This is a genomic window from Streptomyces tailanensis (genome assembly GCF_008386495.1).
GTDB classification, from domain to species: domain Bacteria; phylum Actinomycetota; class Actinomycetes; order Streptomycetales; family Streptomycetaceae; genus Streptomyces; species Streptomyces tailanensis.
Genome location: NZ_VTHJ01000010.1, coordinates 65,314 through 87,642 on the forward strand (window position 1 = coordinate 65,314; position 22,329 = coordinate 87,642).

Genomic DNA, 22,329 nt, shown 5'->3' on the forward strand with positions numbered 1-22,329 from the left:
ACTCGCTCCGGGCCCGCAGCTTGTCGTGGAACACGGAGCGCCTCTACGCCAGCCGGTCGGCCCTCTACTTGACGGCGTGCTCAGCGTCGGGCGTGGACTGGTCCCGCCCCTCGCTCGGACAGCTCGCCCGCTTCATGCGGCGGCTGGTGCAGGAGCCGCTCCCGTCGAGGCGGCGCGATGGCGGCGGCAAAGTGCGCTTCCGATCCGAGAAGACGGCGAACGCGGTGATGACCACCGTGTGCGAACTGCTGCGGTTCGGCGCCCGCTACGGCTGGGTTCCCCAGGACGTGGCCAACCAGCTGACTCAGCAGAAGTACCTCGCCTATCTTCCGCCTGGCTACAACGCCGGCGAGGACGGACAGTTCCGGACCGTGCGGGCGCGCGAGCTGAAGTTCATCGCGGTCGACGACGGCATCGACTGGCTGACCTTCGAGGACGTCGAGCAACTGCTCGCCGTCACGGTGCATGCCCGGGACCGCTTTTGGTGGCGCTGTTGTGGTGCACGGCCCTGCGTATCGGGGAGGCCCTGGGCCTCCGTCGGGAGGACATGCACTTCTTGTCCAACTCCCGTGCCTTGGGGTGCCAGGTGGAGGGTCCTCACGTCCATGTCAGGCGACGGGTCAACGAGAACGGAGCTTGGGCGAAGTCGCGGTATCCCCGAACGGTGCCGGTGACCTGGGAGCTGGTTGCGCTGTACGCGGAGTATGTCTACGAGCGTGAACGGGTTCCCGAGGCGGTCGACGGCGACATGGTGTTCGTCAACCTCTTTCGCGGTGTCCTGGGCCGGGGCATGACCTACTCCACGGCCAAGGACTTCTTTGACCGGCTGGCCAGGAAGGCTGAGTTGACTGCCCGGCCACACATGGTGCGGCATGGGGCCGCGACAGCCTGGATCAGGGGCGGGCAGCCCCGGGACGTGGTCCAGGAGCTCCTGGGCCACCAGTCGCAGTCCTCGATGGTGCCGTACATCCACACCAGCGAGGCTGACAAACGCGCCGCCGTTGAGAAGGTAGGAGCCGGCCGAGGTGGTGTTGCATGACCATGGCAGTGCTGATCCGGCCGACAGCGATCATGTCGGTCTCCGAATCTGATAATGCCGCCTGGGTGGCGTGGCTGCAGCGGGAACATCTCGAATCCTGGCGCCCGCAGGAGTGGGACGGAGGCAACTGGCTGTTCCGCGGCGACCTGCTCAACGACACGACGTGCGCGTGGCCGTGCTCCGTGGTCAGCTGCGGCATCGGGATCACCACCCGCAACGGGCTCTGCATGACCTGCCGCGCTGCCCACAAGCAGAGCGGGCTGAGCCGGGAGGAATTCGTCACCATACATGTGGCGGCCGCGGCCAGGAGAGCTCCGATGCGGGCTCGTGCTTGCTCGGTCGGCGGTGGCGAGCGGCCCTGTCCGCGGGCGGCCACCCAGCGCGGTTTGTGCTCGGCTCACGCGGACGCATGGAAGCGCCATGCTCGCCGCGGCACAGCAATGCCCCGTACTGAATGGGCCCGCACCGTCGCAAAGACATTGCCGCCGCTTCCCGAATGCCGGGTGCGTGGTTGCGACACAGCGTCCGACTCGCCGTCCGGCCTATGCCCGAACCACCGCAAGCATTGGCGGAAGGCCGAGGAGAGCGGCACGGCCGCGAGCGCCATCGAGGTCTGGATCGATCGGCAAGCGCCCTGGTTGAGCATGGCGGACTTCTCACTGAGTCCGCTCGCTCCGGTCGTGCGCCGCGAGGTCCTCTACGCGCTGCAGCAGCGCGACCTTCGCGGGGTGCGCATGGATCCCGGCACCGTGCGCCGGCTGGTCAGGGCCTGGGCAGATGTCACGACCCTGGCAAACCTCGACGGTGAGGACTGCCCGGTCAGCGGCTTCAACGCGGCCTCGCACTGGCGTGAGCTCATCGGCTGGGTGAAGGCCGCGTTCGATCGCCACCGCGGCATCGACCCGGCCACCATCACCGAGCTCAACCTGACCACGGCCGGCGTCACGTCTCTGCTGACCAAGTCCGGCCGCCGTGGTCGGGCCAGCACGGCCGTCGACCTGACGCCGGTCCGGCAACCGTGGCTGCGTCGCCTGCTGTGGGAGTGGGTTCACGCAGTTCAGCCGAACTCCCACGGGTTCCGCTCCACTCTCCAGGCGTGCACGCTGGCCGCCACCACGCTGTCGCTGAAGCCGGGCGGTGGCCAGGCCCCCGCGGCACTGCGCCTCACCGACATGGATGCCGTCATCGCCTCCTTCGGCGACGCCCGGCAGCTGGACGGCACCCTCTACAGCTACGGCGTACGCACGGCTCTGCGGCGGCACTTCTTCGAACTGCTGGACTTCGGCCGAGGTGAGGGGCTGCTCGACGATCTGTCCGTACGCTTTGCGGCCAACGCCAGCCACACGATCCCCCGCGTCGAAAAGGATGAGGACGAAGCCGCCAAGGCGATCCCCGAGTTCGTGATCCAGCAGCTGGACACCCACCTGGAGTCGTTCGGCGCGAACGACCCGCGCTTCCCTCGCAGCGGACTGTCCGAGAGCGATCTCGCATGGACGCTGCAGACCGCCTACATGGTCATGCGCGACACCGGACGTCGCCCCCGCGAGTTCTGCGGACTGCGGCTGGACTGCCTCAAGTACGACCAGGGCGAACACCACCTGATCTGGGACAACTTCAAGAAGAAGCGCATGCGGCGGCTCTTGCCGATCACCGGGCAGACCGCCGAGGTGATCCAACGATGGCAGCGCCACCGACGCGAGCTCCGTGTCACCCCGGCAAGCCGCGACTATCTCTTCCCCGCCTCGACCAGTGACCGCAAGTACGCGCACATGGACTCGGGGGACTTCTCCCGGGCACTGCGGTTCTGGGTCGACGGCTTGCCGACGCTCGACTCCGACGTGCCCGGCGAGGACGGGCAGCCGCTGCCGTTCGACCGCAGCAGAATCTTCCCGTACGCCTTCCGCTCCTCGTTCGCGCAACGCCATGCCGATGCAGGCACCGACATCGACGTGCTGATGGATCTCATGGACCATCGCTCTCCCGACGTGACGATGACCTACTACAAGGTGACGATGGAGCGGAAACGGTCGGCAGTGGCGACGCTGCGGCTCCACTCCGTCGACCGCGAGGGCCAGTCGGCTCCCTTCTCCTCGAACCTGTCGTACGAGTCGAAGTCCGTCGCTGTACCGTTCGGAAACTGCATCGAGCCCTCGAACGTGAAGGCTGGCGGAAAGAAGTGCGCGATCCGCTTCCAGTGCGCCGGCTGCGGCTTCTACCGCCCCGACCCCTCCTACCTGCCCGCGATCGAGGACCACATCCGAGCCTTGAAGGCCGACCGCGAGATGGCCGAGGCCATGGACGCCGATGCCTTCGTCATCCGTAACCTGACCGACCAAATCGAGGCATTCCAAGGTGTCATCGAGCGCATGAACGCCCGGATGACGGACCTGCCAGCGGAGATCCAGGCTGAGGTCGAGGAGGCCAGCAGGGTCCTGCGAAAGGTCCGCGCTGGCGGACGGGCCCTCTTGCCAGTCACCGTCATCCAGAAGTCGGAGGCTCCGGCATGAGCGGTCCCAGAAAGCCCGCCGACGTATTGGCAGAATCCCGCCGCAGGGACAGCCGCACCAAGCGGCAGCGCGTCCTTGCCACGGTGGACCAGATGCTCGCCCAGGGAGAGCCGGTCACCTTTGCGGCCGTGGCCCGCACCGCTGGCGTATCGAACTGGCTGGTCTACGCCGACGGAGTCCGCGAGCACATCGAGCAGGCCCGTGCCCAACAGGCCAGTCGACCCGCTCACGAGCGGCTCACCAGGGCCACGACGAGCAGCGCGAGTATCCGCACGGACCTGGAACTCGCCCGTGCCGAGATACAGGCCCTGAGGGAAGAACGTGATCACCTCAAGGGCATTGTCCAACGCGGCCTTGGCCACCAGCTCGAACAAGTCGCGTCCAAGGACCTCATTACACGGGTCGACGAACTGACCACCCACAACCACGACTTGACCGCGCGCCTCGACCAGGTCCAAGCGGAGAACAACGACCTCCAGCGACGTCTCAGGGAAGCAGAAGACGACGTCGCGGCGGCCCGCAGCAATCTGCGTCGGATGATTCGGTCGGGCGTGCACGCAGGGACCACCTGACAGATTGGGTCTGTCGCCGTGGTGTCCCGTCTCGCGCTACCTGAGGCGGGACCACCACGAGGGCTCTCCGCTGCGTCAGTACGGCGCCGCAGCAGCTATGTCCTTCGCCACGTTCCGCACAGCCCCTAGTACTGCAACGGTGTTTGTTCTGAGTGCTGGGCAGTTTTCAGGGGCTGTGTCCGCGTCGTTTGTAGTGACTGAGCCGAGCTTGATACTGCCGTCTGCGGCGCCATGTCGACCAGTGCAGGATGTGGTCGACCGGGGTGGGGCGGCGGTCGGTGAGTCGGGTGATCAGGCGTCGGATTTCGGCGAGGCTGAGGCGGATGAGCTGGGAGGATCCGTTTCTGCTTTGTCCGCATCCAGTTGTCGGGCGCGCAGGACGGTCAGGCAGGCGTGGGCGGCCATGGCAAGGGTCATGTGGCGGTGCCAGCCGGGATAGCGGCGGACCTGGTAGTCGTCCAGGCCGCACTCCTGCTTGGCGGTCTGGAAGCATTCCTCGACCGCCCACCGGCTGCCGGCGATGCGGATCAGCTCGTCCAGTGTGGTGTCGGCGGAGCAGTAGGCGATGTAGTAGGAGATCTCGTCGGGTCTGCTGACGCTGCGGCGGGCTAGAACCCAGTGTCGGCGGTCCTCGCGGTGCCACGGCCGCACTTCGACGCGGGCCCAGTCGTAGATCCGCCGGCCGTGAGCCCCCTCGCCGCAGGAACGACGTCTCCACTTCTGCCGTGGCAGGCCGGAAACAGGTCGTGGACGGGGTGGTCGAGGGCGAAGCGGGTGACGACGGTGTCGTGGCGGGTGGTGGCCATGAGTGGAAGACGTCCGCCTGCTCGAGCTCGTAGCGCCAGCCCTTGGAGAAGCCGTAGGCGGCGTCCGCAGTCACCCATCGGAAGGGCATCTTGTCGGCGATCGCGCGGCGGACCATCGACTTGGCCATGGCCACCTTCGTTTCGAAGACGACCGTGTCGTCGATGCCGGCCCGTCGGCAGCGTTCCCGGTCGTCGGTCCAGGAGGTGGGCAGATACAGCCGCCGGTCGATCAGGGTGCGTCCGCGGCTGGTGGCGTATGCGAGGAAGACGCCGATCTGGCTGTTCTCGGTGCGGCCGGGGGCCCGTATTTCAATAAGTGCTCGGCAGAGGGGTGTTGGTGGGAGTCTGAGGTATGATCCCGTGTCTGTCAGGCCGCGTTGCCGCTCGTGCTCTGCGGGCCAAGTTCGATCAGATCCTGCCGCACTTCGATGAGCGCCGCCGTCGGTTGTACCTGGCCAGTGAGGCGACGGCCCTCGGCCGCGGCGGGATCGTCCGGGTCGCCGCCGCCTCCGGCACCAGCACTGCAACCATCGCGCGAGGTATGGCCGAGTTGGCCGGTTGCCCTTCACCGACCCTGCGGGTCCGGGCTCCAGGTGCGGGCCGCAAGCGGCTGACAGACACCGACCCTGGTCTGCTGCCCGCGCTGGAGTCGCTGATCGAGCCGCACACCCGAGGCGACCCCGTCTCTCCGTTGCGGTGGACCACGCTGTCGTTACGGGCCCTGGCCTCGACCCTCACCGCACAGGGCCACCCGGTCAGCGCTTCAACCGTCGGACGCCTGCTGCACACCCTGGGCTACAGCCTGCAGGGAACCGCGAAGACAACAGAGGGCATCAGCCATCCGGACCGCGATGCCCAGTTCACCCACCTCAATGCCACCGCCGCCGCGTTCCTCAACGATGCCCAGCCGGTGATCAGCGTCGACACCAAGGCCAAGGAATGGCTCGGCAACCGGGACCGGCCCGGTCGCACCTGGCGCCCGGGCAAGAACGCGATCAAGGTGGACTGCCACACGTTCACCACCAACGACCAGCCCATGGCGATCCCCTACGGGATCTACGACATCGCCAACAACAGCGGATGGGTCAACGTCGGCACCGACCACGACACCGCCCAGTTCGCGGTGGAGTCCATCCGACGCTGGTGGCAGCACCGCGGACGGGCAGACCACCCGAATGCCACCCGGCTTCTGATCACCGCCGACTCCGGCGGCTCCAACGACCCCCGCCGCTGGACCTGGAAAAGCAACCTTGCCACCTTCGCACGAGAGAGCGGCCTGGAGATCACGGTCTGTCACCTACCGCCGGGGACTTCGAAGTGGAACAAGATAGAGCACCGGATGTTCTGTCACATCACCGCGAACTGGCGGGGGCGGCCGCTGACCAGCTACCAGGTCGTCCTCGAGACCATCGCCGCCACAACAACCAAGACCGGCCTGGCCATCGGGGCCGAACTGGACACAGGCAGCTACGACCTCGGCATCAGCGTCACACCCGCCGAGTTCCACGCCCTTCCGATCACGCCCAACGCCTTCCACGGTGACTGGAACTACACACTGTCTCCCGTTCCACCGCGAGCGCCAGACGCGCCGGCAACGACAGACCGGACCGACCCGGCCCTGACCGCGATGCTCACCGATCCGGCCCTGACCGGCATGTCACGAACCGCCTTCGAGTATTTGGTGGCGCTCTCGGAGCCTTTCTGGGACGCCTTGGCCGAGGCAGCATTCCAGCGACGCTTCCACCGCCCGCGCAGCTACCGCCACCCACAGACCAGCAGCGTGGACCACACCCACCGGCTCCTGGCAGCCATCCTCCGCCGCCGCAGAGCGGTGACCATGACGCTCCTGGCCCAACTACTGGGCGTCAACCGCACCAACCTGTCCAACCAGTACCAGGACGCAAAACGGCTCCTGGACCTGCACCGGATCCTCGTCACGCCGATACCCGGCTCGCCAGCCCGCACATTGGAACAGCTACACGCCCGAACAACCCCTGCGGAAACCCGTCGCTGACAGTTATTGAAATACAGGCCCCGGCGGTGCCGGAGTACTGCCGCTGCACCCCGGCCGAGCGGATGCCCTTCGCCAGAAAGCCGGTGTCATCAACGATCAGGACGGCATCTGGGTCTCCGAGGTGTTCCACGACGTAGTCGCGCACGTCGTCCAGGACCTCGTCGGCGTCCCACTCGATCCGGTTCAGCAGCCGCTGAATGCGGTCGGGACCCGCATGTCCGGCCTCCTCCGCAAGCGTCCAGCCGTTCTTCCGCTCCAGCGGCGCGATCAGCCCTCGCATGTACGCCAGAGCAGATTGCCGTGGCTCTTCCCGGTTGAACCGGTGCACGAACCGCTCATGCAGAGCGCTCAGTTCACCCGCCCACAGCCTGACATCAGCAAGGTCCCCACCCATGACCACACCAACGAACGAGCTGGCCAGCAGTCACGGCAAGCACCGTTGCAGTACTAGCACGCCCGCCGGTGCCCCGCCTGTCGAAGTGTGGCGTCAAGCCGTCGGGAAAGCAGGTGGTCACCGGGTCCGTCGGCGCGTTTCCAGGCTCGCTCTGCCACCGCGAAAAGTGCTGCTACCCCGCCGAGCGCACGCGCAGTCCTCGCCGGAGGCCGTCCAGCACACCTGAGAGCATCGCCTGGCTGATGGCCGTGCCGGGGAGCCCCACGGAGCCGTGGAACGTCCCCGGGTAGAGGTGGAATTCGGTGGTGACCCCCGCCTGTACCAACCGCTGCGCGTAGATCATCCCTTCGTCCCGCAGGGGGTCGAACTCGCAGACGTAGACGAACGCCGGCGGCAGCCCGGAGAGGTCCGCGGCACGGGCCGGGGCCGCATAGGCGGGGACGTCGGGGCCTCCGCGGCGGCCCTCGCTGCCCAGGTAGTGACTCCAGCAGATCTCGGCGATGGGGCGGTTCCACACCGGGGTGTCGGTGAAGGCCCGCATCGACGGTGTCTCCAGCCGGTCGTCCAGCATCGGAATGCCCAGGTACTGCATGCGGAGCGCCGGGCCACCGCGGTCCCGGGCCAGCAGGGCCACGGCCGTGGCGAGCCCGCCGCCCGCGCTGTCGCCGCCGACGGCCAGGCGGGCCGGGTCGATGCCCAGCTCAGCCGCGTGCCCGGCCGTCCAGACCAGTGCGGCGTAGGAGTCCTCCAGTCCGGCCGGGAAGGGATGCTCCGGTGCGAGCCGGTAGTCCACCGAGACCACCACCGCGCCGACCTGGTCGGCGATCCGCAGCAGGTCGGAGTGGCAGAAGTCCGGACTGCCGAGCACATAGCCGCCGCCGTGCATGTACACCAGGCCGGGCAGGCCGGTGTCCGCCGTCCCGGCGTCGGTCGGGGTGTAGATGCGGACCGGGACCTGCGGTGCGTCCTCAGGCCCCGGGACAAGGGTGTCGCGGACGTCGACCGGCCGGGCCGGCTCGTACACGGGCAGGTGCGCCGTCATCGCCTTCTCGGCCGCGCGGGCAGCGGCGATGTCGGTGAACGGCAGATCGTTGATCATCGGGATCCAGGGGGCCAGCTCGGGATCGAAGGCGTAGGACATGGTGCTCTGCTCCTCGGGCATCTCGCTCGCGCGATCTTCGTGACGGCAGACAGCATTCCGCGCCATACGTGACATCCAGCGTCAGGATTCCCGCGGCGGTTGCAAAAAGACGGCCGGTCGCATTCCGTCCCGAGTGCGTCAGGACGGCCGGGTGGGCCAGAGTGCGGTGACGCCGTCGGCCGGAGGCTCGGTGATCATGCGGTCGGCGTCGGCCGGGGAGCCTCCGATGGCCCGGGAGTGGCCCGCGGCTTCCGGGGCGTATTGCGGCAAGCCCGGAGAGCCGGTGGCGGCGAAGGCGGCCCGGGCGCCGACGAGGGTGTCGCGGGCGGCGAGGAGAGGAGCGCGTCTGCCATGGCTTGAGCCTGTCTTTCCAGGCGAGGTCAGCGGGGTGGCAGCCATACGTGACACCCGGCGTCAGGATTTACGCTCACTCGTGTGAAAGCCGACCGACTGCTGTCCATCCTGCTGCTCCTGCAGACCCGTGAACGGATCTCCCACGTCGAACTCGCCGAGCACCTGGAGGTCTCCGTCCGCACCGTCTACCGCGACGTCGAGGCACTGTCCGCCGCCGGCGTCCCGGTGTGGACGGAGCGCGGACGCAGCGGCGGCGTCCGGCTGCTGCCCGGCTACCGCACCGACGTCACCGGGCTAACCCACGACGAGGCACGCGCCCTGTTCGTCCTCGCCACCGAGGGCACGCACGACGCCCTCGGCCTCGGCGAGGCGATCCGCTCCGCGCTGCGCAAGGTCATGGCCGCGCTGCCCGCCCCGCACCGCGGCGAGGCCGAGCGCACCAGCGAGCGCGTCCTCGTCGACCCCGCCCGCTGGATGCACGGCATCGAAACGGCCTCCGATGCCCATCTCGCAGAGCTCCAGCACGCCGCCTTCACCGACTGCCGGCTCCAGCTGACCTACCGCAGCGGCGACGCCCGCGAGCCACGCAGCCACACCGTGGACCCGTACGGGCTGGTCAGCAAGGCAGGCGTCTGGTACCTGGTCGCCGACCGGGACGGTGAGCCCCGGCTGTTCCGCGCCGACCGCGTACTTGCCGCCGAGGTCACCGACGAACCCGTCCACCGACGTCCCGGCCAGAATCTGGCAACCGTCTGGGCCCTGCTGCGCGAACGCTTCGAGAGCCTGCCGGACGGCATCCGCGTCCGCTGCCGGGTACGCCGCGAGCAACTGGAGATCTTCCAGCGCCTTTTCGCCTCCCAGTTGGTCGCCCCGCCCCACCCCATGGATGACGGCTGGGCCCGTGCGGAACTCGCCCTCCGCGAACTTCCCGACGTCCGCGGCGTGCTCTCCATGGGCGCCGCCGTCGAGGTCCTCGATCCGCCCGAGGCCCGCGCCGAACTCGCCGCCGTGTCCACCGAACTCGCCGCGCTCTACGGTGCGCGGGCCTGACGGCACTGACCGACCTGCACCGAACGGCAGGTCGCCATGGAGACCGCCACCGCATTCGTCGGATCGCGCCGACTAGGGCGCGTATTGGGTCGTGATCAACGGGTCGTCCGGGTGAGATCTTTGATCCAGATCATCGAGGCGCGCAGGTGGAGGCCGGCGAGGTAGCTGTCCGGGGTCTTGTCGTATCGGGTGGCGATGCCTCGCCCGGCCTTCAGCTTGTTGATCAGGCGTTCGACGGTGTTCCGCTCCTTGTAGAGATCGGTGTCGTGGCTGACGGGTCTACCGCCTTTGCTGTCCTTGTTCTTGCGGTTGGCGGCTTGGTCCTTCTTCTCCGGGATGACGGCCTTGATGCCGCGTCTGCGCAGGTGGGCGCGGTTGCTGCGGGATGAGTAGGCCTTGTCTCCGGCGACGGCGTCCGGCCGGGTGCGGGGGCGGCCGACGGGCCCGCGGACCCGTATCTTGCTCAGCACGAGGACGAACTGCGGACTGTCCGCGGCCTGTCCTGCGGTCAGTACGAATGCCAGCGGGCCGGCATCTGCGGTCGGCGGCGAGGTGGACCTTGCTGGTCTGCCCGCCCCTGGAACGCCCGAGGAGAGCAGCCTTCAGCCGGAGTTTCCGCCGCCGCCGGATGCGTCGTCGTTCCTCCCGCCCGGGAGCGTCCCTGCCGTCCTGCCCGTTTTGTTCTTCGCGGCTGCCCCCTTTGACCTGGCCTTCTCCTCTTCGGCGGCAGCCTCCTCCAGGGCGGCGATGACGTCCTCGCTCAGGTGTATCCCAGCGGCGTCGTGGTGAGCGCGCGCGGTGGTGGAGTCGATGCTGACCAGGGACAGGTCCACCTCACCCCGCTTCGCGGCTTCAGCGATCAGGCCCTCCAGCAGGGCCTCGAAGACCCCTGCGTCCCGCCACTGCCGGAAGCGGTTGGAAACGGTCGACGAGGCGCCGAACTCCTGCGGCACCTCCCGCCACTGCCCGCCGGTCTTGAACCGCCAGATCACTCCCTCGAACTGCTGCCGCAACCGCTCGGGGTACGGGCCGTACTCGCCGATCGGCAGGTACGGCTCAATGAACTCCCATTCCGCATCGGTCAGTTGCACTCGCGTCACACAAGAAGGTCTACCGGTCCAGGCCCCGCTGCGACGGCGAATCCCGCCAATTGATCACGACCCGATACGCGCCCTAGAAGGGCTTGGTCAGGTGTGCGTATCAGTCCTGTTTGGGGGCACGTGGGGGATGTGGACGCACATGAAGTGGAGCGGGCCCGGGCGAAGTTGGCGTTATTCGTAGCTGACGTGTTCGCGTCGGTGCCGCGCAAGGATCAGCGGGCCAAGGGTGACTGCTATCTGCGCGGGCTGATGCTGGACGGGCGGCGTAAGTCGATCCAGCCGATGGCGGAACGGCTGCCGGACGGCAACGAACAGAACCTGCAGCAGTTCGTGAACCAGTCGACCTGGGATCCGCTGCCGGTGCGGCGTCGGATCGCGAAGCGGATGGTGCCGAGAATCGGCCCGGATGCCTGGGCGGTCGATGACATGTCGTTCCCCAAGGACGGGAAAATGTCGGTGGCGGTCGCGCACCAGTACTGCGGGGCGCTGGGCAAGCAGGCCAACTGCCAGGTCGCGGTGAGCGTGCACGCGGTCTCCGACACCGCCTCCTGTCCGCTGCAGTGGCGGTTGTTCGTGCCCGAGGAGTGGGCGCACGATGCCGGACGGCGGCGCAAGACGGGGATTCCGCAGGAGGTCGGGCACCGGGAGAAGTGGCGTTTGGCCCTGGACACCATCGACGAGCTGGCCGGATGGGGAATGGTGCCGCCGGTGGTGGTGGCCGACGCCGGTTACAGGCAGAACGCCGACTTCCGCGACGGCCTGAGTGAGCGGGGCATCGGATATGTCGTGGCCATCCGTTCGGACGTGACGGTCCACCCGCACGACGTGCGGCCCACCGCCCCGGCGTGGTCCGGAAACGGCCGCAGGCCGCAGCCCCGCTACCGCGACAAGCCGTCCCCGGTGGCCGCCCTGGCGGCCTGCCATGGACGGCAGGCTTTCACCGAGGTGACCTGGCGTGAAGGCTCACGCGGGCCGATGCGCTCGCGCTTTCTGGTGCTGCGGGTGCGGCCGGCCGAGGTCCGCTCCCGCCGCCTGGCCCAGGCCGCCGCCGCTGCCGGGCACGGCCACTGGGACGGCGTCCTGCCCGAGGTGACGCTGCTGGTCGAATGGCCCGAGGACGCCGAAGCACCCACCGACTACTGGCTGTCCAGCCTGCCCGCCGGCACCCCGCCGGCCGAACTGGTCCGCCTGGCCAAGATCCGCTGGCGCATCGAGCACGACTACCGGGAACTCAAGCACGGCCTCGGCCTGGACCACTTCGAGGGCCGCACCTGGAACGGCTGGCACCACCATGACGCCGGTGCACTGCCGTGCCGCGTCGCACGTCACAGATGAGGGGTGCCGACCGTCGACCGGTCGACGCCCCCGGGGGCCTGTGTCAGGCCGCCATGAGTGCCTCGCGGTACCGCTTGGCATGGAGGGCGAGCGTCTCGGCGTCCAGTCCTCGGCCGGCGCCGTGGACGATCAGCGGCTCCGCGGGCGTCATACCGGTGGGATAGACCCAGGTCAACATGGGCCGCAGCAACTCGGTCATGGTGTGGCGGTGCGGCCCGTCGGGCCGGTAGGCGTCTGCGACGCTGCCGGTCGAGACGGCGAGCCGCAGTGTCTTGCCGTGCAGCGCACTGCTGCCGGGACCATAGGCCCACCCGCGGGTCAGCACGACATCCAACCACTGCTTGAGCAGGGCGGGCATCGAGTACCAGTAGAGGGGAAACTGCAGGACCACCGCGTCATGGGCGAGCAGCAGCCGCTGTTCATGAGGCACGTCGATACGGAAGTCCGGGTACCGGGCGTAGAGATCGTTGACGGTGATGCCCTCCACCCCGCGCAGGCCATCGACCAGTGCGGCGTTCACCTTGGACTCCGACAAGTGCGGATGGGCGAGTATGACGAGGGTCTTACGGGTGGGGTTCGGCATTGAGAGGTCTCCCGTGAGTGAGGTGATGTGTCTGTTCATCTGGCTCGTACGGACAGCGGTGGCAGCGTGAACCGGAGGGTGAGCGGTTCGCGATGAACGTGAGCTTGCTGGAGCCCGCGAGTATCGCGTCGTTGGTCGGCGGGCGGCGGCGTGACGGCCGAGGCGCTGTCAGGCTCGGCTGCCGCCGAGCAGGTCGAGAGCGATGTCGGTGATCATGTCCTCCTGGCCGCCGACCATCCCGCGGCGGCCGACCTCGACGAGGAGGGCACGGGTGTCGACGCCGTACCGCTGGGAGGCGGTTTCGGCGTGGCGCAGGAAACTCGAGTAGACGCCCGCGTAGCCGAGGGTCAGGGTTTCCCGGTCGACACGCACGTCCCGGTCCTGGAGCGGGCGGACCAGGTCGTCGGCGGCGTCCATGAGCGGGAACAGGTCGCAGCCGTGCTTCCAGCCCATCAGGTCGGCGACCGCGATGAACGCCTCCAGCGGGCAGTTGCCGGCGCCCGCGCCCTGCCCCGCCAGGGAGGCGTCCACACGCGTCACCCCGTTCTCGACGGCGACGACGGTATTGGCGACACCCAGGGCCAGGTTGTGGTGGGCGTGGATGCCGAGTTCGGTGGCCGGGTCGAGGATGTCACGGTAGGCGCGCAGCCGGTCGCGTACGCCGTCCATGGTGAGGCGGCCGCCGGAGTCGGTGACGTACACGCAGTGGGCGCCGTAGGACTCCATCAGCTTGGCCTGGCGGGCCAGTTCGGCGGGTACGGCCAGGTGGGACATCATCAGGAAGCCCGCCACGTCCATGCCCATCTCGCGGGCCGCGGCGATGTGCTGGGCGGAGATGTCGGCCTCGGTGCAGTGGGTGGCGATGCGCACCGAGCGGATGCCGAGTGCGTGGGCCTGCTTGAGGTCCTGCAGGGTGCCGATGCCGGGCAGCAGCAGGGTGGTCGGGACGGCCTGACGTACGGCGCCCACCACGGCCTCGATCCACTCCCAGTCGGTGTGGGCGCCGACGCCGTAGGTGATGCTGGAGCCGGCGAGCCCGTCCCCGTGTGCGATCTCGATCGCCGCCACGCCGGCCGCGTCCAGCGCGCCGGCGATGGTGCGGGCCTGGTCGACGGTGTAGCGGTGCCGGACGGCGTGCATGCCGTCCCGCAGGGTCACGTCCTGCACATACAGGGTGGGGGTCACGCGGTCACCGCCTCGGGGGAGATGTGGGCGGCCATGCGTTCCGCGGTGCGCAGCGCGGCCGAGGTCATGATGTCCAGGTTTCCGGCGTAGGCGGGCAGGTAGTGGGCGGCGCCCTCCACCTCCAGGAAGACCGACACCTTCACGGCGCCGCCTTCCGTGCCCGGTGGGAGCAGGCGGCGCAGGGGATCACCGGCGGCGACCCGGTCGAACTGCACCTTCTGCTTGAGCCGGTAGCCCGGCACGTATGTCCGCACACGCGCCACCATCGCCTCGACGGAGGCCGCCACCGCCGCCTCGTCGCAGTCGCCCACGAGACAGTGGACGGTGTCCCGCATGATCAGCGGAGGCTCGGCGGGATTGAGGACGATCACCGCCTTGCCGCGGGCCGCGCCACCCACCTTCTCGATCGCAGACGCGGTGGTCTCGGTGAACTCGTCGATGTTGGCACGGGTACCGGGCCCGGCGGAGCGGGAGGCGATGGAGGCGACGATCTCGCCGTAGTGCACAGGGGTGACGGAGTTGACCGCGGCGACGACCGGGATGGTCGCCTGTCCCCCGCACGTCACCATGTTGACGTTGGGCGCGTCGAGGTGGGCGTCGGCGTTGACCGGCGGGACGACGTAAGGGCCCAGCGCGGCCGGGGTGAGGTCGACGACCCTGCGGCCGTGCGCGCGCAGGACCTCGTCGTGGCGGCGGTGGGCTCCGGCGGAGGTCGCGTCGAAGACGATACGGACGTCGGCGAACTCGTCCATCGCCACCAGGCCGTCGATGCCCTCGTGCGCGGTGGCGACCTTCAGCCGACGGGCACGGGCCAGGCCGTCCGAGTTGGGGTCGATACCGGCCATCGCGGCGATCTCCAGATTTTCCGACAGCCGCAGAATCTTGATCATCAGGTCGGTGCCGATGTTGCCGGAGCCGATGACGGCGACCTTGGTGCGAGCGCCCGGGGATGTCGTGCTCATTGTTCGTTCTCCTTGCCGTCCGGGGCGTCGTCCAAGGCGGCCGGTACGTCGTCCGGTGCGAAACCGACCCGGACGCCACCCAGACCGGAGATGCGGGCTTCGAAGGAACTGCCGGGTGCCGCCACGGCCATCGGGCCCAGTGCTCCGGTGAGGACGATGTCGCCCTCGCGCAGCGGGTCGCCCATGGCGGCCAGAGTCGACGCCAGCCAGACGGCCGCGTTGAGCGGACCGTCGAGGCAGTCCCGACCGGTGCCCTCGGAGACCGGCTCGCCGTCCCTGAGGAGGGTCATCCGGACGGTGCGCAAATCCACCGAGGTCAGCGGGACCGGCGCGGTGCCGAGGACGAACAGGCCCGAGGAGGCGTTGTCGGCCACCGTGTCCACCAGGCTGATGTCCCAGCCGGCGATACGGCTGTCGACGATCTCCAGGGCGGGCAGCGCGAAGTCGACGGCCCGGATCACGTCGGCGACCGTGGTCCGCGGGTGCGGCAGGTCGCGGCCGAGGACCAGCGCGACCTCCGCCTCCACCTTCGGCTGGAGCAGGCGTCCCGCCGGGACCGTACCGCCGTCCGGCACCGCCATGTCCGCCAGCAGGGCTCCGAAGTCGGGCTGGTCGACGCCGAGTTGGGCCTGGACGGCGAGTGATGTGAGACCGATCTTGCGGCCCACGACACGGCGGCCCTCCCCCAGCCGCCGTTCGATGTTCCGTCGTTGGACGGCGTACGCCGACGCCACGTGGCCCTCGGTGAGCAGGCCGCGTACGGGGGGACAGGGGGTGCCGGACTGCTCGGCGTGGAAGAGGGTGTCCGCTGCCTTGCGGATGTCGGTGTCGGTCATCGCCGCCGCCGCGGCGGGTGGGCAGAAAGCATGGGTGTCTCCGGAAAGGGGTGCGCTGGGGTGGAGTCCGGGCCGCCCCGTCGGATGGGCGAGGCGGGGCGGCCCGGACGGCTGCTCAGTTCTCGTACAGGCTGAGCGCGATACCGCGTCCGGCGGCCACGTCCACGACCGTGCCGGTGGACATGGCGCCGTAGCGGCGGGAGGCGAGGAGCAGGAAGGCCCCGACGTAGTCCTGCGGCTTGGGGGCTCGGCGCAGAGGCCCGTGCTTCTCCATGATGTCGTCCATCGGCAGGGAACTCAGCGGTGTGTCCGCGTAGTCGAGGGCGGCGGGACCCCGCAGGTCGGTCGACATGCCGCCGGGGGCCACGGCGTTCACCCGTACGTCGGGAGCCAGCTCCCAGGCCAGTTGCCGGACGAGTCCGAGGCCGGCGTGCTTGGACGACACGTACAGGCTGCCTCCGCCGCCCGGGTACAGGGCGGCGTTCGACAGCGTGACGACCAGTGAGCCGTTCGTCGTGCGCAGGGCGTCGAGCGCGGCCTTCGCACCCAGCAGCGGCGCCTTGACGTTGAGGGCGTACACCTCGTCGAAGGCGGCGGAGATCGCGTCGTCGGGCAGGTCCGCCAGCCGGGCGGAGAAGTCCCACAACCCGGCGTTGGCGACGAAGCAGTCGAGCCGGCCGAAGGCGTCCAGCGCGGTGGCGACCGTCTCGCGGTTGTCGGCGAGGAGCGTGGCGTCGCCCTCGACCACCCGCACACGGTCCGGCCCGAAGTCCGCGCGCAACGCCTCGGCCTTGGACGGGGAGCGCTCCAGGACGACCACACGGGCGCCCTCCTCGACGAGGCCGTCGACCAGGGCCCGGCCCAGTCCCGAGCCGCCACCCGTCACTGCGACGACCTGGTCCTCCACCCAGCCGGTGTGCGCGCTCATCAGAACATCACGCTCATGTTCTTGCTGAGGATCACCGACTGGTCGAGGACGATCCGGCGCCGGCTGATCCGCAGGCCGTCCGGGGTGCGCCGGAAGCGGTCGGTACGGCCGCAGACGAAGGAGTCCTGCTCGTCCTCCAGGCGGTTGCGGGCGATGAGGAGGTACGAGGTGACGGTGAACTCCCCGGCCTCCGCGTCCTGTTCGCCGATGACGACGTTGGTGAGCAGGTGCCGTACCCGGGGCAGCGGATCGTCGGCCCACGCCTTGCCGGTGGCGATCTTGGCGATCCGCTCCGCGAGGAAGGGCTTGTCGTCGTCGATCAGGGCGAGCGCGTCGTCGTGTTCGACGGTCTCCGGGTCCCGGGAGGAGTGGTTGCGCCGGATCGGCATGTAGTACCGGAGGTCGTCGGTGAACAGCGCGAGCCAGGCGTCGTAGTCGTGTCGGCCGAGCAGGTCCGCCTCGTGGTAGAGGAACTGCTCGACCTCGTACTGGAGCAGGAGGCGCTCCACGGTGATGCCGGATGCGGTCTCGGGCAGCAGGGCGGTCATGCGATCACCGCTTTCGCGGACTCGGTGAGGAGGGCTTCGGAAGCGGGGGTCTCGGAGGCGGGAGCCCTGGAAGCGGGGGTTTCGGAGGCGGCTTTCTCGGCCGGGTGCGGTACGGCCATCAGCTCGGACCAGCGCCGGTAGAAGTGCCGCTGGTTGATCTCGCTGTACACGGTGTCGACGGTTCCGGGGAACTCCGGGAAGTCCTTGTTCGGGCCCCGGCCGATCCCCATCCCGTAGTGGAGGGGCAGCGACGAGGTGACGAAGCCGTCGCTGCCGTTGGTGCTGTAGTTCCACTGCTCGGCGTCGTCCTGTTCCCAGGTGCCGGACGCGCTGAAGTGCCGCTGGTAGTCGAGGAGCAGCGCGCGACGTACGGCGGGTGGGGCGCTCTTGGGCAGGATCGACCAGGAGTGCACCTCCATGGCGTCGGGGCCCTTGGGGTGCCAGACCCGCAGGGTCCAGCGGTTCCACAGCAGGGACAGGTTCGGGAAGGCGGTGCCGTGGATGAAGACGGCGCCCGTGGTGCGGGCGGGCCCGAGGTGCTCGGCGGCGCGCTCCAGCATGTTCCCGATCCAGTCCTCCACCTCGGCGGAGAAGCCCTGCGCGTGCCAGTAGGGGTATCCCGGGTAGCCGCCCAGGCCGTGGCCGCCGGGAAGGCCGACCTGGAAGCCCTCGGCGGGCGGGCGGATGCCCTTGCTGTTCGGCGCCTCCGCGATCATGGAGGACAGGTGTGTGGAGTAGGCGTGGTACATGTCGCCCGCGAACTGCTCGGCACCGAGTTTCCAGTTGCCCCGCATGCGCCACCGGTGGACACCGGCGGCGGCCGTGGTGCCCTCGCCGTCGGGGTCGAGGAGCACGTCGAGGTAGTAGGTGAAGTCGCCGAGGTACTCGGCCAGCGGCGGGATCTCGGTGTCCCAGGTGCCGAACACGAGGCCCTTGTAGGTCTCGACGCGCGGCACCGCCGCCAGACCCCACGCGGCGTGGTCCAGCCCGTCGCCGTACGCGGCTTCCTCCTCGGGAACGCTCAGCAGCGCCCCGTCGGTGCCGTACGACCAGCCGTGGTAGGGGCAGGTGAACGCCTTGGCGTTGCCGGAGTCGTAGCGGCAGACCCGCATGCCGCGGTGGCGGCAGGAGTTGAGCACCACCTTGTACGAACCGTCCCGCTGCCGGCTGACGATGACCGGGTCGGCGCCCATGTAGGTGGTGAAGAAGTCCCCGGCCTTGGCGAACTGGCTCTCGTGGGCGAGGAACAGCCAGCTGCGGGCGAAGACCCGGCCCAGCTCCTGCCGGTGGAGGACGGGGTCCGAGAAGATGGACCGGTCTATCAGTGTCTCGGCGTCATCGGCGAAAGCCCTGCCTCTTTGCAGACTCATGCCGTCTCCGTTCGGTGTGCGTGTGGGTGGATCGGGAGGGGCGCGCCGCTCAGCGCGTGAGGAACTGGGTCAGCACCGCGTTGAACTCGTCGGGCTTCTCCCACTGCGGCCAGTGGCCCGCGTCCGCGAAGGGATAGAAGTCGGCGCCGATCACGTCGGCCCAGTACTCGCCGTAGTCGAGGCCGTGGCCCGGGTTGTGCTCACCCCAGACCACCAGCGTCTCGGGGCGCCATGACTTCAGGTCGTCATGGGTGTACGACAGCTTGTAGAGGTGGGGGCCGAAGGTGCCCGCGTCGAGGTTGAAGATGCGGCGCAGCGACCGGTTGACCTCGGGGTCGGAGTAGATCCGCCGGCGGACCGAGACCATGTCGTCGGTCATCCGGTCGGGCCGGGAGACCAGCCACTGCAGCCGGTTGCCGATGTTCTCGGCCGTGGGCTCGGTGACGGCCAGCGCGGAGAGCTGCCCCAGGTTCGACGCCCCGCGGGTGGCTGGCGCGAATCCCTCGCGGTCGGGGCGGTTGAGGTAGAACCCCGCGTTGAGGACCATCCGGTCGAAGCGTTCCGGGTGGTGCACGGCCAGGTTGACGCCGAGTTGCGCCCCCATGGACTCGCCCTCGTAGCACACGCTGCGGTACCCGAGGGCGTCGATCAGGTCGATGACACCGTCCGCGAGCTGGTCGTACATGCGGGGCAGATCGAAGTCGGCCTTGGAGGAGAAGCCGTGGAAGCGGGCGTCCACGGCGTAGACGTGGAAGTGCTCGGACAGGGCCCGCAGATTGCGGGCGAAGGTCTCCGCGTGCCCGCCGATGCCGTGGTACATGAGCAGCGGTGGGCCGTCGGATCCGGCCTCGATGACACGGTGGTGCCACCGCCTGCCGTCCACGAAGCGCACCTGGCATCCGGCGAGCTCCGCCGCGATCGTGCCCCATTCCTCGTACGGCCGCTCGGTGACCGGTTCTTTCAACTGCAAGTGGCGAGCCATGACGGGCCTTTCGGTGTCCGGAGCGGGATCAGTACTGCCAACCGGGCTCGGGGCCGCGGACGTTGTCAGGGGTGCGCTTGTGGCCCCACCAGCTCTCGACGGGGTAGCGGTGCTCCACGGCCTCCCAGCCGTCCTCGTCGATCTGGAGGCCGAAGCAGCCGTATTCGAGGTCGAAGCCGGAGGGGGTGCGGACGTAGAAGGACAGCATCTCGTCGTTGGAGTGCCGGCCCAGCGTGTTGACCAGCGTCGCGGCACCGTCGCGGCACTTGTCGTAGGCACGGCCCACCGCGTCGAGGTCGTCGACCTCGAACATGATGTGCAGCAGGCGCGCTCCCATGCCGGGCACCGAGGCCAGCCCGATGCTGTGGTGGCGGGGGTTGCAGCGCAGGAAGTAGGCGTCGCTCGGGCCCTCGGGCATCCGGTCGCTGACACGGAAGCCCAGCAGGCCGGTGTAAAAGGCGAGCGCGGCCTCCATGTCGGGGACGAGGAAGAAGGCGTGGCCGAAGCCGAGACCCTTCGTGCCATGGGTGACGAAGCGGGCGCCCGTGGGGGACACGAAGGCGGTCTCGCCGTACATCTGGCCGTAGAAGATCTCCACGGTGGTGCCGGCCGGGTCCTCGACGACGATCAGGTCGGTGACCTGACGCCGGGCGGCGAGCTCGGCCTGGTCGCGCTTGACGGCGACACCGTTCTTCTCCAGCTTCTCGGCGAGCTCGGACAGGGCCGCCGCGTTGCGCACCTCCAGGCCGAGGTGGGAGACGCCGTCGGCGTCCGCCCGGCGGATCTCCGCGCGGTAGGCACGCTCGTCGGCCCGCAGCCTCAGCGCGCCGTCGGGTCCCTCCACGGCCTGCAGGCCGAGGGTGTCGGTGGCGAACGTGCGCCACGCGTCGACGTCGGTCGCCTCGATCCCGACGTAGGCGAGAGCGATGACTTCACTCATGAGACGGGCTCCTTCATCATTGCGTCGTCGATCTCCACGTACACCGCGCCGTCCTCGACGCGGACGGGGAAGGTACGCAGCGGTTCGGTGGCGGGCAGGGTCAGTGCCTTGCCCGTGCGCAGGCAGAACTTGGCGGAGTGCAGCGCGCACTCCACGACGGCCTCCTCGACGAAGCCATCGGCCAGCGAGAACTTGCCATGGGTACAGGTGTCCGCGGTGGCGTAGAACTCGCCGTCGGAGTGGAACACGGCGACGGGCGGCTGCGAGGGGACGACGACCGCGTCGCCCTCCTCCAGTTCGCCCCCCGCGCAGGCACGGATCCAGGGCATCGGCGGTGCTCCTTCGTGTGATGCGTGGAAGGAAGTGTCAGGCGGCACCGGCACCGGGCGCGAGCGATCGTTCCAGTGGTTTGAACGCTTTCGCGGACTTCACGAGCGCGCGCAGGTCGGTGTCCGGCGAGGAGAGGTCCGCCGCCACGACCGGCGCCCCGGTTTCGATGAGCGGCCGGATGGTCCGCAGCTCCTTCGGCCGGTCCAGGGCCGCCGCGGCGGTGATACGGCCGTCACGGAGCCAGAAGCCGAGGAAGGCGGTGTCCGTGGCGTCCTCGCGCAGCACGAAGGTGTCACCGTCGGCGAAGCGGCCGTACATCTGCAGGGTGTGGCCGAACTGCTCCGAGTAGAAGTACGGCAGGCCGGTGTGCTCCTGATCCACCGCCCCCGCCATGACGGCACCGGCGACGGCGCCCTGCTTCTGCGCGTTGTCCCAGTGCTCGACGCGTCCGGGGGCGGGCAGGTGGGGGTTCGGCTGGCACGTGACATCGCCGGCGGCGAGGATCCACGGATCGCTGGTACGGCACTGCCGGTCGACGACCACACCCTGGTCGCACACGACACCGGCGCGCTCGGCGAGGTGGGTGTCCGGGTGCACACCCACCCCCACCACCACGATCGCCGCCGGCAGCACCTCGCCGGTGGACAGCCGGACGCCGTCGACCTCGCCGCTCCCGGTGAACTCCAGGACCGACACCCCGGTGCGGATACGAACGCCGCGGCGCGTGTGCAGGCCGGTCACCCGTCCGGCCAGATCCGGTCCCAGGGGCCGCTCCAGCGGTCTGGGAGCCTGTTCGACGACCGTGACGTCCGCCCCCGCTTCCCGGGCCACCGCGGCGACCTCCAGCCCGATGAACCCTCCGCCGACCACCACCACGGGACCACCGCGCCCGAGCCGGCCGGCCAAGTCCCGAGCGTCGCGCACATCACGCAGGGTGAGCACTCCGGGAAGGCGGACACCGGCGACCCCCGGCAGCAGAGCCGTGGCCCCCGTCGCCAGGAGCACGCGGTCGGCCCGCAGTGCGCGGCCGTCGTCCAGCACGACGAGGCGGCGCGCGGGTTCGAGGGCCAGCACACGCGTCCCCAGCAGGAGGTCGACGTCCCGCTCGGCGTAGACCTCGGCCGGCACGATGGGTACGAGGAACCGCGTCTCCGCGCCGGTGAGCGCCTTGGACAACGGCGGCCGCTCGTAGGGGAGTTCGGCGCCCGCGTCGACCACGGTCACCTTTCCGGCGAAGTCGTGGTCGCGCAGGGCGAGTGCGGCGGCGACGCCCGCCGCACTGCCCCCGACGATCACGTGGTGCTCTGTGCTGCCCCGCATGTGTTCCTCCGCTCCGTGCCGGACGGCACAAGC

General features: G+C 69.3%; 18 protein-coding genes and 5 pseudogenes. 6 read left to right on the forward strand and 17 right to left on the reverse strand.

What is annotated here, in order from left to right; translation table 11 throughout:
* Positions 1–484: 484 nt before the first annotated feature.
* From F3T56_RS49680 to F3T56_RS10675, 3 genes are read left to right on the forward strand one after another with little or no spacing between them, the layout of a single operon-like run.
* Positions 485–1,039, forward strand: a complete 555-nt coding sequence (locus F3T56_RS49680; RefSeq protein ID WP_342786914.1) for a tyrosine-type recombinase/integrase — start codon at positions 485–487, stop codon at positions 1,037–1,039.
* Complete coding sequence (locus F3T56_RS10670) at positions 1,036–3,546, forward strand: tyrosine-type recombinase/integrase (protein WP_149824620.1); 2,511 nt, start codon at positions 1,036–1,038, stop codon at positions 3,544–3,546. The genes F3T56_RS49680 and F3T56_RS10670 overlap by 4 nt, the downstream gene beginning before the upstream one ends.
* A complete protein-coding gene (locus tag F3T56_RS10675; protein WP_149824621.1) occupies positions 3,543–4,118 on the forward strand; it encodes a DUF6262 family protein in 576 nt (191 codons plus the stop codon). The genes F3T56_RS10670 and F3T56_RS10675 overlap by 4 nt, the downstream gene beginning before the upstream one ends.
* A 291-nt stretch (positions 4,119–4,409) precedes the next feature.
* On the opposite strand, the gene F3T56_RS10680 is transcribed toward F3T56_RS10675, so the two are convergent.
* Positions 4,410–4,994 (reverse strand): IS701 family transposase, encoded by a 585-nt coding sequence (locus tag F3T56_RS10680; protein WP_425473559.1) that lies wholly within the window; start codon positions 4,992–4,994, stop codon positions 4,410–4,412.
* Positions 4,995–4,998: 4 nt separating this feature from the next.
* Positions 4,999–5,295, reverse strand: a pseudogene (locus F3T56_RS50040) (transposase); the annotation flags it as partial.
* Between F3T56_RS50040 and F3T56_RS10685 the strand changes: the two are divergent.
* Positions 5,277–7,075 (forward strand): annotated as a pseudogene (locus F3T56_RS10685) (ISAzo13 family transposase). The pseudogenes F3T56_RS50040 and F3T56_RS10685 overlap by 19 nt on opposite strands.
* Here F3T56_RS10685 and F3T56_RS10690 read toward each other — a convergent pair.
* From F3T56_RS10690 to F3T56_RS10700, 3 genes and pseudogenes are all read right to left on the reverse strand, one after another.
* Positions 6,958–7,332, reverse strand: a pseudogene (locus tag F3T56_RS10690) (transposase); the annotation flags it as partial. The pseudogenes F3T56_RS10685 and F3T56_RS10690 sit on opposite strands and share 118 nt — an antisense overlap.
* A gap of 172 nt (positions 7,333–7,504) precedes the next feature.
* Complete coding sequence (locus F3T56_RS10695; RefSeq protein WP_149824623.1) at positions 7,505–8,473, reverse strand: alpha/beta hydrolase; 969 nt, start codon at positions 8,471–8,473, stop codon at positions 7,505–7,507.
* Positions 8,474–8,611: 138 nt separating this feature from the next.
* Positions 8,612–8,872 (reverse strand): hypothetical protein, encoded by a 261-nt coding sequence (locus F3T56_RS10700; RefSeq protein WP_149824624.1) that lies wholly within the window; start codon positions 8,870–8,872, stop codon positions 8,612–8,614.
* A gap of 36 nt (positions 8,873–8,908) precedes the next feature.
* On the opposite strand from F3T56_RS10700, the gene F3T56_RS10705 reads away from it, so the two are divergent.
* Positions 8,909–9,877 (forward strand): helix-turn-helix transcriptional regulator, encoded by a 969-nt coding sequence (locus F3T56_RS10705; protein WP_149824625.1) that lies wholly within the window; start codon positions 8,909–8,911, stop codon positions 9,875–9,877.
* Between the two features lie 95 nt (positions 9,878–9,972).
* Here the strand turns inward: F3T56_RS10705 and F3T56_RS10710 are convergent.
* Positions 9,973–10,977, reverse strand: a pseudogene (locus F3T56_RS10710) (IS5 family transposase).
* A 129-nt stretch (positions 10,978–11,106) separates the two neighbouring features.
* Here F3T56_RS10710 and F3T56_RS10715 point away from each other — a divergent pair.
* A pseudogene (locus F3T56_RS10715) lies at positions 11,107–12,270 on the forward strand (IS701 family transposase); the annotation flags it as partial.
* An 85-nt stretch (positions 12,271–12,355) separates the two neighbouring features.
* Here the strand turns inward: F3T56_RS10715 and F3T56_RS10720 are convergent.
* The 11 genes from F3T56_RS10720 to F3T56_RS10770 form a co-directional block, all read right to left on the reverse strand.
* Entirely contained in the window at positions 12,356–12,895 is a 540-nt protein-coding gene (locus F3T56_RS10720; protein WP_149824626.1) for an NAD(P)H-dependent oxidoreductase, read from the reverse strand.
* 168 nt (positions 12,896–13,063) lie between these two features.
* Positions 13,064–14,080, reverse strand: coding sequence for a 4-hydroxy-2-oxovalerate aldolase (gene dmpG, locus F3T56_RS10725; RefSeq protein ID WP_149824627.1), 1,017 nt, complete (start codon positions 14,078–14,080; stop codon positions 13,064–13,066).
* Positions 14,077–15,042: an acetaldehyde dehydrogenase (acetylating) gene (locus tag F3T56_RS10730; RefSeq protein ID WP_149824628.1), complete on the reverse strand. Its 966-nt coding sequence runs from the start codon at positions 15,040–15,042 to the stop codon at positions 14,077–14,079. Before F3T56_RS10730 ends, dmpG begins: the two co-directional genes overlap by 4 nt.
* Positions 15,039–15,878 (reverse strand): 2-keto-4-pentenoate hydratase, encoded by an 840-nt coding sequence (locus F3T56_RS10735; RefSeq protein ID WP_149824629.1) that lies wholly within the window; start codon positions 15,876–15,878, stop codon positions 15,039–15,041. The genes F3T56_RS10730 and F3T56_RS10735 overlap by 4 nt, the downstream gene beginning before the upstream one ends.
* Before the next feature lie 115 nt (positions 15,879–15,993).
* On the reverse strand, positions 15,994–16,806 hold the full coding sequence (gene hcaB / locus F3T56_RS10740) for a 3-(cis-5,6-dihydroxycyclohexa-1,3-dien-1-yl)propanoate dehydrogenase (protein ID WP_149824630.1): 813 nt from the start codon (positions 16,804–16,806) through the stop codon (positions 15,994–15,996).
* Entirely contained in the window at positions 16,806–17,354 is a 549-nt protein-coding gene (locus F3T56_RS10745) for an aromatic-ring-hydroxylating dioxygenase subunit beta (RefSeq protein WP_149824631.1), read from the reverse strand. Before F3T56_RS10745 ends, hcaB begins: the two co-directional genes overlap by 1 nt.
* Positions 17,351–18,724 (reverse strand): aromatic ring-hydroxylating oxygenase subunit alpha, encoded by a 1,374-nt coding sequence (locus F3T56_RS10750; RefSeq protein ID WP_149824632.1) that lies wholly within the window; start codon positions 18,722–18,724, stop codon positions 17,351–17,353. The genes F3T56_RS10745 and F3T56_RS10750 overlap by 4 nt, the downstream gene beginning before the upstream one ends.
* A 49-nt stretch (positions 18,725–18,773) precedes the next feature.
* Positions 18,774–19,706, reverse strand: coding sequence for an alpha/beta fold hydrolase (locus F3T56_RS10755; protein ID WP_149824633.1), 933 nt, complete (start codon positions 19,704–19,706; stop codon positions 18,774–18,776).
* Between the two features lie 28 nt (positions 19,707–19,734).
* A complete protein-coding gene (locus F3T56_RS10760; protein WP_149824634.1) occupies positions 19,735–20,646 on the reverse strand; it encodes a VOC family protein in 912 nt (303 codons plus the stop codon).
* Complete coding sequence (locus F3T56_RS10765) at positions 20,643–20,975, reverse strand: bifunctional 3-phenylpropionate/cinnamic acid dioxygenase ferredoxin subunit (RefSeq protein WP_149824635.1); 333 nt, start codon at positions 20,973–20,975, stop codon at positions 20,643–20,645. The genes F3T56_RS10760 and F3T56_RS10765 overlap by 4 nt, the downstream gene beginning before the upstream one ends.
* Positions 20,976–21,012: 37 nt before the next feature.
* Positions 21,013–22,296 (reverse strand): NAD(P)/FAD-dependent oxidoreductase, encoded by a 1,284-nt coding sequence (locus F3T56_RS10770; RefSeq protein ID WP_172638888.1) that lies wholly within the window; start codon positions 22,294–22,296, stop codon positions 21,013–21,015.
* Positions 22,297–22,329 lie beyond the last annotated feature (33 nt).

Bases quoted from the DNA above. Each gene is read 5' to 3' on its own strand.
- F3T56_RS10730 (WP_149824628.1), bottom strand. From the start codon at position 15,042: ATGAGCACGACATCCCCGGGCGCTCGCACCAAGGTCGCCGTCATCGGC.
- F3T56_RS10735 (WP_149824629.1), bottom strand. From the start codon at position 15,878: ATGACCGACACCGACATCCGCAAGGCAGCGGACACCCTCTTCCACGCC.
- F3T56_RS10770 (WP_172638888.1), bottom strand. From the start codon at position 22,296: ATGCGGGGCAGCACAGAGCACCACGTGATCGTCGGGGGCAGTGCGGCG.
- F3T56_RS10700 (WP_149824624.1), bottom strand. From the start codon at position 8,872: ATGGCTGCCACCCCGCTGACCTCGCCTGGAAAGACAGGCTCAAGCCAT.
- F3T56_RS10765 (WP_149824635.1), bottom strand. From the start codon at position 20,975: ATGCCCTGGATCCGTGCCTGCGCGGGGGGCGAACTGGAGGAGGGCGAC.
- F3T56_RS10760 (WP_149824634.1), bottom strand. From the start codon at position 20,646: ATGAGTGAAGTCATCGCTCTCGCCTACGTCGGGATCGAGGCGACCGAC.
- F3T56_RS10720 (WP_149824626.1), bottom strand. From the start codon at position 12,895: ATGCCGAACCCCACCCGTAAGACCCTCGTCATACTCGCCCATCCGCAC.
- F3T56_RS10675 (WP_149824621.1), top strand. From the start codon at position 3,543: ATGAGCGGTCCCAGAAAGCCCGCCGACGTATTGGCAGAATCCCGCCGC.
- F3T56_RS10755 (WP_149824633.1), bottom strand. From the start codon at position 19,706: ATGGCTCGCCACTTGCAGTTGAAAGAACCGGTCACCGAGCGGCCGTAC.
- hcaB (WP_149824630.1), bottom strand. From the start codon at position 16,806: ATGAGCGCGCACACCGGCTGGGTGGAGGACCAGGTCGTCGCAGTGACG.
- F3T56_RS10695 (WP_149824623.1), bottom strand. From the start codon at position 8,473: ATGTCCTACGCCTTCGATCCCGAGCTGGCCCCCTGGATCCCGATGATC.
- F3T56_RS10750 (WP_149824632.1), bottom strand. From the start codon at position 18,724: ATGAGTCTGCAAAGAGGCAGGGCTTTCGCCGATGACGCCGAGACACTG.
- F3T56_RS10745 (WP_149824631.1), bottom strand. From the start codon at position 17,354: ATGACCGCCCTGCTGCCCGAGACCGCATCCGGCATCACCGTGGAGCGC.
- F3T56_RS10670 (WP_149824620.1), top strand. From the start codon at position 1,036: ATGACCATGGCAGTGCTGATCCGGCCGACAGCGATCATGTCGGTCTCC.